This is a genomic window from Neobacillus sp. K501 (assembly GCF_053749995.1).
This window is the reverse complement of record NZ_JBSLYA010000006.1, coordinates 225,227-237,941: the sequence shown is the minus strand read 5'-3', so window position 1 is coordinate 237,941 and position 12,715 is coordinate 225,227. Positions and strand designations below refer to the sequence as shown.

Below are 12,715 nucleotides of genomic sequence, written 5' to 3'. Positions count from 1 at the left end.
CAATCTTGCTAGTCAAAACGGAGTAAAGGACGAAAATAATGACGAAAACAATCCCAGTTAAGAAAAATGATTATATAGATGTAGTATTTGAAGACTTAACCCATGACGGCGCTGGAGTGGCGAAAGTAGATGGCTATCCGCTTTTCATTCCGAACGGGCTTCCAGGTGAAAAAGCAAAAGTGAAAGTCATTAAGGCAAACAAAGGCTATGGGTTCGGACGTTTAGTAGAAATTTATGAAAAAAGCCCTTATCGTGTCGAGATACCAAGCAGTGAGACTCATAAATATGGCGGCTGTCAGCTTGAACATATAAGCTACGAGGGCCAGCTAAAATATAAGGAAAATCAAGTGCGGCAAGTATTAACCCGCATTGGTAAGCTAGACGATGTCAAGATTCACCCGATTTTGGGAATGGAGCAGCCATGGTATTATCGAAATAAAGCTCAGGTACCTGTTGGGGAAAAGGACGGGAAGTTGATTGCTGGATTTTTTAAACCAAGAAGCCACGAAATCGTTGATACGGATGAAAGTCTGATTCAATTGCCAGAGGTGAATGAAGCGATTCAAGCGGTGAAGGAAATCTGCAATGAGCAAGGGATTTCTGCTTATGATGAAGAGTCACATAAAGGTGTACTTCGCCACATCATGGCCCGCTACGGAAGAAATACAGGCGAGCTGATGGTCGTGATCATTACAAGAACAGCCGATCTGCCCAATAAGAATAAGCTTGTCGAGGAAATCGTTGCCCGGATGCCGAAGGTTAAATCGATTGTCCATAATATCAATTCCAAGCGGACGAATGTCATTCTTGGGGAAAAAACAACCGTACTTTGGGGAAATGAAGTCATCTACGACTATATCGGTGATGTGAAATTTGCGATCTCAGCTCTATCCTTTTATCAAGTGAATCCGGTGCAAACAAAGGTACTTTACAACAAGGCACTAGAGTATGCAGGACTCACCGGCGAGGAATCGGTTATTGATGCGTATTGCGGGATCGGAACGATTTCGTTATTTTTAGCACAAAAGGCAAAAAAGGTATTCGGAGTTGAAGTTGTTCCGGAAGCGATTGAAGATGCGAAAAGGAATGCTGAGCTGAATGGCATCATCAATGCAGAATTTGCTGCGGGGGAAGCAGAAGTGGTAATACCGAAATGGTATAAAGAAGGGAATACAGCGGATGTTCTAGTTGTCGACCCACCGCGCAAAGGCTGTGACGAAGCATTGCTACAGACGATTATTGAAATGAAACCGCAGAAAGTAGTCTACGTTTCTTGTAACCCAGCAACCCTTGCACGAGATCTAAGAATCTTAGAAGACGGTGGGTATAAAACGTTGGAAGTACAGCCAGTTGATATGTTTCCGCAGACGACACATGTGGAGTGCATCGCGCAACTTAAATTAAAATAGGCAGTTTTCCCTCAAAATAGGGTGCTGTCCGTTTAAAAAAGCTCAATCCTTTTGGATTGAGCTTCTTTTGCTTTGTAAGTTTAAATTCATCTTTGTGAAATGATCTATGACACAAGTTGTTATTAGGTTCATTAGACGCCGTATCTACTTATTTTCAAGTTTTTGTTTAAAGTAGGTTCTGTATATTCGTTTGAATTTTTCTAAAAATACGGATCATAAATAACAAATTTTTATTATAGACAAAACAGACGAATTTCTGTATCTTTAGTAAGGCATATTTCTAAGGAGGAATTATACAACATTGAATAATCAAAATCATACCTCAGTAAAAATTATTACAGCTGATCCATCTGCACTTGGGCTGTTTGGTTTAGCAATGGTTACGCTTGTAGCATCAACACAAAAATTAGGACTGACAGAAGGCACTGCTTTAATTCTGCCATGGGCTTTCTTTTTAGGTGGTCTTGCACAATTAATTGCAAGTTTCCTAGATTCAAAAAAGAATAATGTATTTGGAACAACGGCATTTGGGGCATTTGGATTATTTTGGTTTGGTGTTGGAACAACATGGTTGATCCAATTAGGTGCTTTAGGCGAAAAGGTCCTTGCTAACGCGGATTCGAAACAGTTGGGTGTCGCATTCGTCGGTTATCTAATCTTTAGCTTATTTATGACGATCGGTGCAATGGAAACCCATAAAGTACTGTTTTTTATTTTTGTGCTAATTGATTTCTTATTTGTCGGATTGTCCCTAAGCTCATTTGATATCATGTATGAATTTTCACATATGCTTGCAGCAATTTCTGAATTACTCATTGCTTTATTCTCATTTTATGGGTCTGCTGCAGCGGTTTTAAATGCACATTTTGGTCAAGTTGTTTTACCTGTAGGTAAACCATTTGGCATATTTACAAATCAAAGTAAAAAAGAAATGAGAACAGAAAAAAGTCTCAAAATTGGGTGAACACTAGATAATTAAAAGTGCCTGTCACAACCCGGATCCTGTCGAAGAACTTCGGCAAATTCTGGGGTGTGTCAGGCACTTATTTTATTCTAAAAGCGGAAAAAGCCGGAATGAATTGTAATTGTATAAATCCAAATAATAGGAAAACAGGAAAAAGGTAGGAGTTATTTTTCTATTAAAACCCTTATAATGTATAAGTTGGAAAAATTATATAGATATAGAAAAGGGTGTGGAAGTGTTGAAAAAAGGTTTTTCGATTTTATTAGGTTTTTTCTTAGTATTGATGCTGGCTGCTTGTAATTCTAGTGCAGAACCAGTAAGTAAAAAGGAAAAACCTGCGAACAATGAGAATTCAGAGCTTACGTTAAAGCAAGTTTTTGACAAAACAACCGAAGCAGCGAAAGAATTAAAAAGCTTTAATGTCAAAATGGATATTAAGCAAGACATTAGCTCTAATCAAGATGAAGCCGCAAGTATGAAAATTGATACCACTCTTGAAATGGATGTTGTGCAGAATCCAATGGCTTTCTATCAAAAAATGAGCATGAAGATGCCTGATACTGAGGAAGTCATGGAAATGGAATCTTACTTTTCCAACGACGGTATGTATTATTATGATCCTACTAGCCAAACTTGGATGAAGTTCCCGGCAGAAATGATGGACGAACTAATGAAAGTATCTAATCAACAAACCAATCCAGCGGCAGAAATTGAGAACTTAAAGAAATTTGTTGATGATTTTAAATTCCAACAGGACGATAAAAGTTACATTCTATTACTAAATGCTTCTGGCGAGAAATTTACTGATTACTTAAAGGAAACGATTCAACAGACATTGCCTGCGGGAATGGCTGATTCGGAACAAGTCTTTGAAAATATAAAAATTAACAAAATGGATTACGAGATTCATATTGACAAAAAGACATTCTATCCAACAGTATTAAATCTCAACATGGTAATGGAAATGACAGCTGAAGGTGAAACGGTTAAAATTGCACAGGATATGAATGGAGTGTATGTAAAACATAACCATCTTAAGGAAATTGTGATTCCTCAAGAGGTTCTTGAAGGTGCAATAGAAGCAGGACAATAATATCTTGTTCAAGTTGTAACAAAAAAAATGGACTATTTTTAGTAGTAGTCCATTTTTTTCAGATTACAGATGTATGAGGGTAAATTAGTCAAACTCGTAAAGCTCAACTCACCGCAGCATCCTGATGATTATTTGATTCTTCACGTAATGCATTAATCTCCTCATATTCCTTTGTATCTTTCCAAATTTCATCTCTCAAAGGATTGAGTCGATACTTAACAATCCTCGTAACTTGCCAGACAGCTAGAATGACATTTAATGCTAAGCTGATTAGCGCAATTGTCCAGTTAGCTACTGGATTATATGACACACTAACATTGAAATTGCTTCCGACTGCAAAAAAGTATGGGAATGTCATGACCCACATCATCCAAAAAGATAGTGTTTGGGCACGGTTTTGCATCCAAGTCCCTTTTGCCCAAAGGAGAACAGGTACAGTCGCAGCGATATTTAGTGCAAATCCTGAATAAAAAGCATTGCCTGGTGCACAGGAATAAACATAGGCGATATTCCATAGACCATAAGCAATAATCCACAGTTTTGTTTGGTCTGGCCACAGCATATCCTTTTTCTTACCAGAGGTAGCGAATATTCCAACCCAACCACATATGAGTAGAAGATTCAATATTCCTGCAATGGCGTTCACATAGTTCCAACCGCCAGAGATATAATACATTCCATCAACCATTCCTTCAAAACCCATAATTCCTACTTGAAACTCCCGAATAACGGCCTCGGCAATATTAATTGCCAATATGGCAGGAACGAGGATAAGATACCATGGATGCTTTTTGTGGAAGTTTGTAAAACGAATCACCATGTAAATCAAACTCCCAGTTAAGGCTGAATAAACCTTCACCCAATGGAACCAGGATGTGATTTCCGGGTCGGCTGTGAAAAGCCAAATAGGTGTTAAAACGACTGGAAAAACAATGAACATGATAACGCTTCCAATCTTACTAGAACGAACCACTTCATTTAATGCAATTAGAAGCCCAAAAACAACAAACCACATAATAACATTGTACCAGGGGATGGATTCAAAAAAGAACATAACATGACTCTCCTTTCAGTTTTGGAAATAATGTACTTCTAACCAGATACAAACTCTTCTCTGTAACAATTGGATAATAGCAGTATAAGCGATCTTTCATAAACATAACGAACGTTCGGTATGTTTATGTGAAAAATGTAACAAACTTTACGGAGGTTGTCAATCTGGATTTCTAAGCAGTAGGTACTCATCAGAAAGCTCTAAAAGCTTGTGTTATAATGAGTAATTATTATGTAAGGAGTATCGATACTGATGATGACCGATGGGAAAATGAAAATTATAGATGCAGTTAGAGCAATTATTATTGAACACGGTATTCAAGGAACAACAATTCGAGGAATCGCAGAAAAGGCAGGAGTCAGTACAGGTGCGATCTATCACTATTACGATTCAAAGGAAGCCATATTATACGATGTGATGGATGAAGGATTAAGTGAGATAAGGCGAATTGCAACTGTATCGATTGAAGATAAGAAAAAGTTTAAAGAAATAATTCAGGAAATATTTGCTGGTATGCAAGAACGATTTAAAAAGGATGCAGAGAATCGGTTACAATTTTATTTGGCTCACGAGGCTATGCTAGGAAATGAGGAATTAAAGCATAAGTTTAAGGAAAAGTATGAAGATTGGATTAACCGATTAGAAGCTATATTTGTTCAAGCTTACAATACAGAAAAAGGCCCCTTAACGAAAGCAGTTGCAACTTGGACGATGGCTGGCATCGATGGGATGGTTCTTCAAACCCTGCTGAATACGAACACTGTAGACCTCAAACATATTAACCAGGTATTAGAGTTTCTTTTAAACCAAGGCTTTTCTCACTTCTTCGAGGTTATACAGGGAAGCAACCAGTGAGTGTGAAAAAGACAAAATGAAAAGTGCCTGTCACAACCTGAATCCTGTCGTAGAACTTCGACAAATTTCTGGGGTGTGACAGCATTTATATTATTAGTGGCTCAGGTTTATCTTGATGAAGGTAATCCCTTCCATAAAGGAGAATATAATCATCTCTGGTAGAAGTTTTTCTATGTTTAGCAATTTGATTATATAGTAAGTGGGTGTCATGTTGGAATATATGGATCTAGTATCATTACTAAGAATGAAAAAAGTAAGAGTGATAGAAATACCTAAATGGGGGACATATCTACGAAAGCAATGGGAAGATACCTTTGTCGATCATCTTAGTGATGAAGAAAAGAAATCAATTTATCTTTATGATGAAGATGGCTTCTGTGGCTACTTATGGCATGTATTTAGTTATGAAAAAAGGAAATGCTTAAAAGAAAAACAAGCGGATATAACATTTAACAAACAATCAAAACAATTTTGTTATGTTTTTTATCAGCATACCGATGATGCTTATATCCTTGAAAATGCTTCAGCCCTAACAGCTGCGGACTTTGTCAATGAAGAGGATGTATACGTAGTAGATCAAGAGTTTAATTGGACTTATGTAAGAACTCATGAAACATGCTGGTGCGGTCCTTATTTTAGCCGGAAAAGGGTTTTATTTTTGCCTTTGAGGTAAAGTGAGATAGTTAGAAAATTGTTATTAGAAGAAATTTCAGGTAAAATATTGCAAAAATTCTAAAAATATAATATAATTATTATGGATATAGGGTTAATGCCCTGATCTATTTGAAATTAAAGTAAATAATGAAATCTATTCGGTAACGAATTCTAGAATAGTATGCTAGATTTTTAAACCACAGTAAGAAGTAGGGGGTTCCTGCTCTTATTGTGGTTTTTTTATTTTATTAAATTAAAAAAGGAGGAATCAGCCTTATCGTTATGCATGGAACCGACCTAAAGAGCGTTCTTTTAAAAGTTTATCGAGATACTAATATGGATAAGGACTTCTCGATTCTATCAAAAAATCGTGATCCGTTTATATTAATCGATTTGAAAGGGAATATTGAATATGCCAGCAATGCTTGTGAACCGCTTTTGGGCTATTCAAGAGATACATTACAACAATTATCATTAAATAAACTGTTTATTTCAGACTCTTTAGAACCAGCGCATAACTTTTTTAAAGGTAGAGAACAGGGGAAACTCGATAATTTTGATGGCAAGATACAAGATATTGAAAGAGGTATACTAGATGTTAACATTACCTCAATCCCAATCTTTTTTGAAAAGGATTTTCTAGGTTCGTATCTTATCTTAAAAAATATTACGATCATAGAACAAAATAGGCTTACAACGGAAAGTGAAAAGGAGTATCATACCTTAATTAAAAGTTTATCCCGTATTTCGGAAAAACAAGCTACTGCCGGACAGTTGGCAGCCGGAATTGCCCATGAGATTCGCAACCCAATTACAGCAATCAAAGGCTTTATACAATTAATAATGGGAGAAAACCATAGTAATAAAATCTATCTTGAAATCATAAATTCCGAGATTGATCGAATTGAAGCCATTTTAAAAGAATTAATGGTGCTTGCAAAACCATCTAAGCAAAAATATGAAAGAGTAAAACTCCAAGTACTTTTGGATCAAGTTGTTACCCTTATGCTACCTCAAGCCCATTTAAATAATATTCAAATAAAAAAGCAACTTGATTTTTCTAATATATGTATCATTGGGGATAATAACCAATTGAAACAAGTTTTTATTAATTATATAAAAAATGCAATCGAAGCAATGCCCGATGGGGGAATATTGCGAATCCAAGGGAGTCCCATTGTGGGGGGACTAGTCAAAATTAGTATCAGTGATCAGGGTACTGGTATTCCGCTGGAGATTCTTAACCAAATTGGACAGCCTTTTTTTTCAACGAAAGAAAATGGAACAGGACTGGGCATGTTAGTAAGCAGGCAAATTATCAAGGAACATAAAGGAGACATACACATAGAGAGTGATTCAAATGGAGCCTCCATTCATGTTGAATTACCATTACCTACACAAGGGTAATAATTTTTATTAATTATTATCTCAGGGAGTTGTTATCCTTTCGTAATATTGTTAAAATGATATTTGTCTAATGTCTTGCAGTCATTAGTTATATTATTCTGTTAAAAATGATTGATTCATATAAAATTTGTCATAACTTATTGTGATGGTAAATGGTGGAAACTATCTTTATAGTCGTCCTAACTGTGGCCTAACTTCCTTTTTGTGAAGTTAGGCCTTTTTTATTTTTTGTAAGGAGGATTTGAATGGTTGCAACTCAGGAAGATTTGGTGTCTCTTAGCAGTTCATTTAGTAAAGTTATAAAGCGGGGGTTTGGAAAAGGTCCTGAAACATGTTACGCGGTTTTAAGGGCAAACAGATTATATGTTTATATCCGTAACTTTAGGACACCTGCTGAGGACATTTTAACGGAGAAGCAAGAATTTAATTTAATGATGAAATACCGGTCGACAGTCATAACAGCATTGTCAGATGAATTATTAAGTGAGGCATCAAAATTATTAGGAAATCCCTTTGAATCACTCTATCAAGATTGGAACTATCATTCTAATTCGGGTATATTACTTTTAGTGAATAATAGTTTTAATCCTGATGTTAAGATAGATGAAAGCTTGGAGAGGAAGTTATTTCAATTAGTTCGACTAGTAGGATCCAAGCTGCATAAAATTCCTAATGACCTCAAGGTTATTAAGTATACCCAAAATATTTGTGCGATTGAATCAAAAGGAGTCATTCTTCCACTAGACTATTTACTTGTTAAACAGGGAAATTCCGACTTGTTATTTACCAATAACAGGGAAATTAAAAAGGGGTATCATAAGCATCGAGAAGTATTTGAAGAATTATTTAAACGGACGATTGAAGATTTATTTATGATGTGGGATCCTAAAAAAAATAGAAGTTATTTAATTTTCATTTTTAATAAAGGTTATACTAATTAAAAAAATAAAGAATTTACTGCCTGGGCATGATAATGTCAGGCAGTATTTTTTTGTTTTGAGAAAGTGAGGTCTTAGCACTGATGACTTTGTCCCTGCAACAAAAGCTAATGGATATTAGCAGTTTAACTAGTAAATTGTTAAGGAAAAATTTTGGGCGTGGACCGGAATCCTGTTTTGCTTTTGCAAATGAGAGGTTTCTCGTTTTTTACATCCGGGGCTTCATGTCTCCACTAGAATCTACTTTGTTAGAGCACGGAAATTCAGATAACATTGATATTTCACGAAATATTGTCATGAAAACAGTCCTTAACCAATTAAAGGGGATTCTTGAGCTGGAATTTGAACAGGACATTGAATCCTTTTACCACGATTGGAATTATCCGCAAAATACGGGTATGATAACTGTTCAATTTGAAAGTGTTGTTACTCAGTTTGTTGGCCAGAATCAAGATGCCCATATTGACCTGAATCCTTTAATCGATGAGGTTGATAGAATTAGTATATTGGTGCAAAAAAAACCTGAGAAAACAGTTGCCTATTGTATTTCGCCAAAGATTTTTTTGGTAAAACGAGATGGAATTTTAGTGCGAATTGAAAAGGCGTTAATTGCTAAGGGATTTGAACAGACTCTGTTGGTCACTAAGGATGAACTTGAAAAGTCGTATCTACACCGTGATGGTCGCTTTGAAGAAATATTCAGCAATCCTGTTGCAGATATATTTGTGGATTGGGAATTTCACGAAGATAAAAGTATCATATGCTTTGTCCTAAAGTAATGCAACGTTTGAAGTGAAAAGAAAATAGAAGAGATGTTTTAATAAATCTAATTAAAAATTTTGGATGGATAATAAAAAGGGGTACCCAAGTGATTTTTATTCATTGGATACCCCTTTAATCTTTAATTAAAACACTTTCGTAGTCCAATCCTCACAATTCCAAATATCGGTCGCAATTTCACGATAGAAATCTGGTTCGTGGGATACCATCAAGATACTTCCGCGATAGGCCTTTAAAGCACGTTTCAATTCATCTTTTGCGTCCACATCTAAGTGGTTGGTAGGTTCGTCCAGAATTAATAAATTCGTTTCAGTATTTAAAATTTTACACAAGCGAACCTTGGCTTTTTCGCCACCAGAAAGGACTTCGACTTTACTTTCAATATGCTTCGTCGTTAATCCACATTTTGCAAGAGCAGCACGGACTTCAGCCTGATTCATACTTGGGAATGTGCCCCAAATTTCTTCAATACAAGTGTTGTAGTTGGACTGCTTCACTTCCTGCTCGAAGTAACCGATGTGTTGATACTCACCACGTTCCACTTTACCCGAAATGGGATCAATCAACCCGAGAATACTTTTTAACAGCGTAGACTTACCAATCCCGTTGGCACCAACGAAGGCAATTTTTTGTCCGCGTTCCATTTTTAAATTCAGCGGGCGGGAAAGTGGCTCATTGTAACCAATAACAAGATCTTCCGTCGTGAAAATCCAACGGCTCGCTGCACGAGCTTCTTTAAAGTTAAACTCTGGTTTCGGCTTCTCTCTCCCTAATTCAATGATTTCCATTTTGTCGAGCTTCTTCTGACGGGACATCGCCATATTACGAGTCGCAACACTTGCCTTGTTACGAGCAACGAAATCCTTCAAATCAGCAATTTCTTGTTGTTGACGCTTGAAAGCAGACTCTAGCTGCTGCTTCTTCATTTCATGAATCTTTAAGAAGTTATCATAATCACCAACATAGCGATTCAACTCTTGGTTTTCCATGTGATAGATCAAGTTAACCACATTGTTCAGGAATGGAATATCATGGGATATCAAAATAAATGCATTCTCATATTCCTGCAGGTAGCGCTTCAGCCATTCGATATGCTGTTCATCCAAATAGTTCGTAGGCTCATCTAGTAATAGGATTTCAGGCTTTTCTAGCAAAAGCTTAGCTAGCAAAACCTTCGTACGCTGCCCACCGCTAAGATCATCTACATCTCGATCGAGTCCAACATCGTCTAACCCTAGACCACGAGCAACTTCCTCAACCTTTGAGTTAATTTGATAGAAATCATTACTATCTAGAGTTTCTTGAAGCTCTCCAACTTCAGCAAGCAGTGCATCGATATCAGCACCTTCATCACCCATTTTTGCATAAAGTTCATTGATTTCTGCTTCAGCATCAAATAGATATTGAAAAGCAGTACTCAAAGCCTCTCGCATTGTTGTACCTTTTTGCAGGACAGCATGCTGATCTAAATAACCAACACGTACTTTTCGTGACCACTCCACTTTCCCCTCATCTGGCTGTAACTTCCCGGTCACAATATTCATGAAAGTAGACTTACCCTCACCATTTGCCCCAACCAGTCCAACGTGCTCTCCTTTTAACAGTCGAAAAGACACATCATTAAAAATTGCACGATCACCGAAACCGTGACTTAAATTTTTGACGTTTAATACGCTCATTTTTTTAACCCCTTATCTAATATCACATGTGGTTATCTTACTAAATTTAGACTAGATTATCTACTTGAAGTTATTTCAAGTGCAACATGTAATTTTTGAATGCTATTCCATTAGTAGGGAAAACGAACTGAAAATGGAGGGATAGAAAATGACTGAAAAAGCAGGGGTTATCAAATTAACGAGTGCCGAAATTTCAAGTTTATGGGGAACATATTTAAACGATTGAGGATTCATGTCCAAATCAGGGGCATATGGTGAAGATGGGATGAATTTAATGATTGAGCGAAGCTGGATGGAACAACCTCCGCAATTCACTGAACGTAATAAATTAGTTAAATAATTGTCGTGAATACCGTAACAGAGAAAAAAGAGAAATTGAGCGCCCTCAATTTCTCTTTTTCTATTCTATTTGAAGCGACACTTGATGTTGATATTTTATTCGAACGCCATGATTATTTTGCAAAATAATCTATATATATTTGTCCATATTCATTTGGTATCAATATAGAACAAAAGAGTCACATTGGGGATATCCTCTTTTTGTCGTTAAAAAGAATGCATTGCTACTCCAATTTATTGAACACTTTGTGACAATGATATTAATTAATTCTTGTAAATATCTGCTATGTCTTTAGGAAATATTAAAATCAGGGAAGATAGATGATCCTTCAATTCCAATTAGTTATGCTTTTGTAATAGGATTTGTACCGTCTACAACCTCCAATATTTTAAAATTTAATAATGTATTTTTGGTGTTCCATTCTTCTTGGACAATGGTTGACAAAAAGCGACAAGTTTTAAATAATAGAATTAGAAAATGATAATCATTATCATTGTTTGATTATTAAGTTAGTGAGAGTTGAGAGGGGTATATTAATGAAGAAAAATTTAACATTAACCAGATTGTTAAGTTTCATTATGGTTATGATAGTAGCAATTGGTTTAGTAGGATGTGGCTCTGATACAACCGAAGAGTCTAAGAAGGATTCAGGTAAGAAGACAGAAGACTTTAGTGCGACAATTGAAACGAAATTTGGTAAGGTTGAAATAAAAGAAAAGCCTGAACGGATTGTGGCCCTTGGCTGGGGTGATGCGGAAACCGCTTTAGCTCTTGGAGTAGAACCTGTTGGGGCTAGTGATTGGCTTGCTTTTGGTGACGAAGGGGTAGGTCCGTGGTTAAAAGGTGCCTATAAGAACGCACCGACCATTCTTGGAACGATGGAACTGGATTATGAGCAAATTGCTTCCCTCGAACCAGACTTAATTCTTGATGTTCGATCTTCCGGTGATCAGGAGCGATATGATCGTCTTGCTGAAATTGCCCCAACTATCGGTGTTCCTGAAGGTGGCGACAGTTACTTGACATCTTCTGAACAACAGGTTCAAATGATTGCGAAGGCCCTTGGTAAGGAAACAGAGGGCGAGCAATTATTGAAGGATGTTGAGGCAGCTTTTGAAAAGGCAAGACAAGAATACCCACAATTTGCTGACAAAACCGTAGCAGTAGGTGCGTACACATCTGAAGGCTGGGGAGCGTATGTATCCGGTGATTCACGTGTTGATTTTATGACGAAGCTTGGTTTTACAAATAAAGAAGAAATTGAAACACAAGCAGACGGTGCTTTCTATATTAAAGTAGCAGACGAACAATTAGAGCTTCTAAATGCAGACTTAACAGTCGTTTTACCAATATTCGTAGACTCAAAAGAGGTTACGGGAAATGCCCTTTATCAAAAAATTCCTTCAGTAGTAGAAGGAAGAGCCGTGATTGTTGACGGCGATTATGCGAATGCCTTCTCATCAGGTACAGCACCAGCCTTAATTTGGGCCATTGAAAAATTACCAGAAATGTTTAATAAAGCCTTAGAAGGCGGGGAGTAAA

Annotated in this window: 12 protein-coding genes; 10 read left to right on the top strand and 2 right to left on the bottom strand. The window is 36.7% G+C overall.

What is annotated here, in order from left to right; translation table 11 throughout:
- Positions 1 to 38: 38 nt before the first annotated feature.
- The 3 genes from rlmD (at position 39) to ACWM35_RS15475 (ending at position 3,466) form a co-directional block, all read left to right on the top strand.
- A complete protein-coding gene (rlmD, locus tag ACWM35_RS15485; RefSeq protein ID WP_454819695.1) occupies positions 39 to 1,409 on the top strand; it encodes a 23S rRNA (uracil(1939)-C(5))-methyltransferase RlmD in 1,371 nt (456 codons plus the stop codon).
- A 301-nt stretch (positions 1,410 to 1,710) separates the two neighbouring features.
- Positions 1,711 to 2,373: an acetate uptake transporter gene (locus ACWM35_RS15480; protein ID WP_454819694.1), complete on the top strand. Its 663-nt coding sequence runs from the start codon at positions 1,711 to 1,713 to the stop codon at positions 2,371 to 2,373.
- A 238-nt stretch (positions 2,374 to 2,611) separates the two neighbouring features.
- Positions 2,612 to 3,466 carry a DUF6612 family protein gene (locus ACWM35_RS15475; RefSeq protein ID WP_454819693.1) on the top strand — a complete coding sequence of 285 codons (855 nt, stop codon included), beginning with the start codon at positions 2,612 to 2,614 and terminating at the stop codon, positions 3,464 to 3,466.
- A gap of 103 nt (positions 3,467 to 3,569) precedes the next feature.
- Here ACWM35_RS15475 and ACWM35_RS15470 read toward each other — a convergent pair whose 3' ends face one another.
- Positions 3,570 to 4,520 (bottom strand): DUF5692 family protein, encoded by a 951-nt coding sequence (locus ACWM35_RS15470; RefSeq protein ID WP_454819692.1) that lies wholly within the window; start codon positions 4,518 to 4,520, stop codon positions 3,570 to 3,572.
- Positions 4,521 to 4,772: 252 nt separating this feature from the next.
- Here ACWM35_RS15470 and ACWM35_RS15465 point away from each other — a divergent pair, with 252 nt between their 5' ends.
- The 5 genes from ACWM35_RS15465 to ACWM35_RS15445 all read left to right on the top strand — a co-directional run bounded on the left by ACWM35_RS15465 (position 4,773) and on the right by ACWM35_RS15445 (position 9,153).
- Positions 4,773 to 5,375 (top strand): TetR/AcrR family transcriptional regulator, encoded by a 603-nt coding sequence (locus ACWM35_RS15465; RefSeq protein WP_454819691.1) that lies wholly within the window; start codon positions 4,773 to 4,775, stop codon positions 5,373 to 5,375.
- Positions 5,376 to 5,595: 220 nt separating this feature from the next.
- Entirely contained in the window at positions 5,596 to 6,048 is a 453-nt protein-coding gene (locus ACWM35_RS15460; protein ID WP_454819757.1) for a DUF4275 family protein, read from the top strand.
- Between the two features lie 263 nt (positions 6,049 to 6,311).
- Complete coding sequence (locus tag ACWM35_RS15455; RefSeq protein WP_454819690.1) at positions 6,312 to 7,436, top strand: ATP-binding protein; 1,125 nt, start codon at positions 6,312 to 6,314, stop codon at positions 7,434 to 7,436.
- 245 nt (positions 7,437 to 7,681) lie between these two features.
- On the top strand, positions 7,682 to 8,377 hold the full coding sequence (locus tag ACWM35_RS15450) for a Na-translocating system protein MpsC family protein (protein ID WP_454819689.1): 696 nt from the start codon (positions 7,682 to 7,684) through the stop codon (positions 8,375 to 8,377).
- Positions 8,378 to 8,457: 80 nt separating this feature from the next.
- On the top strand, positions 8,458 to 9,153 hold the full coding sequence (locus ACWM35_RS15445; protein WP_454819688.1) for a Na-translocating system protein MpsC family protein: 696 nt from the start codon (positions 8,458 to 8,460) through the stop codon (positions 9,151 to 9,153).
- Positions 9,154 to 9,279: 126 nt separating this feature from the next.
- On the opposite strand, the gene ACWM35_RS15440 is transcribed toward ACWM35_RS15445, so the two are convergent.
- A complete protein-coding gene (locus ACWM35_RS15440) occupies positions 9,280 to 10,833 on the bottom strand; it encodes an ABC-F family ATP-binding cassette domain-containing protein (protein ID WP_454819687.1) in 1,554 nt (517 codons plus the stop codon).
- Positions 10,834 to 11,065: 232 nt separating this feature from the next.
- Here ACWM35_RS15440 and ACWM35_RS15435 point away from each other — a divergent pair, with 232 nt between their 5' ends.
- Positions 11,066 to 11,173: a hypothetical protein gene (locus tag ACWM35_RS15435; RefSeq protein WP_454819686.1), complete on the top strand. Its 108-nt coding sequence runs from the start codon at positions 11,066 to 11,068 to the stop codon at positions 11,171 to 11,173.
- Positions 11,174 to 11,709: 536 nt separating this feature from the next.
- Positions 11,710 to 12,714: an iron-siderophore ABC transporter substrate-binding protein gene (locus ACWM35_RS15430; protein WP_454819685.1), complete on the top strand. Its 1,005-nt coding sequence runs from the start codon at positions 11,710 to 11,712 to the stop codon at positions 12,712 to 12,714.
- Position 12,715: the final 1 nt, after the last annotated feature.

Bases quoted from the DNA above. Each gene is read 5' to 3' on its own strand.
- rlmD (WP_454819695.1), top strand. From the start codon at position 39: ATGACGAAAACAATCCCAGTTAAGAAAAATGATTATATAGATGTAGTA.
- ACWM35_RS15470 (WP_454819692.1), bottom strand. From the start codon at position 4,520: ATGTTCTTTTTTGAATCCATCCCCTGGTACAATGTTATTATGTGGTTT.
- ACWM35_RS15465 (WP_454819691.1), top strand. From the start codon at position 4,773: ATGATGACCGATGGGAAAATGAAAATTATAGATGCAGTTAGAGCAATT.
- ACWM35_RS15460 (WP_454819757.1), top strand. From the start codon at position 5,596: ATGGATCTAGTATCATTACTAAGAATGAAAAAAGTAAGAGTGATAGAA.
- ACWM35_RS15455 (WP_454819690.1), top strand. From the start codon at position 6,312: ATGCATGGAACCGACCTAAAGAGCGTTCTTTTAAAAGTTTATCGAGAT.
- ACWM35_RS15450 (WP_454819689.1), top strand. From the start codon at position 7,682: ATGGTTGCAACTCAGGAAGATTTGGTGTCTCTTAGCAGTTCATTTAGT.
- ACWM35_RS15445 (WP_454819688.1), top strand. From the start codon at position 8,458: ATGACTTTGTCCCTGCAACAAAAGCTAATGGATATTAGCAGTTTAACT.
- ACWM35_RS15440 (WP_454819687.1), bottom strand. From the start codon at position 10,833: ATGAGCGTATTAAACGTCAAAAATTTAAGTCACGGTTTCGGTGATCGT.
- ACWM35_RS15435 (WP_454819686.1), top strand. From the start codon at position 11,066: ATGTCCAAATCAGGGGCATATGGTGAAGATGGGATGAATTTAATGATT.
- ACWM35_RS15430 (WP_454819685.1), top strand. From the start codon at position 11,710: ATGAAGAAAAATTTAACATTAACCAGATTGTTAAGTTTCATTATGGTT.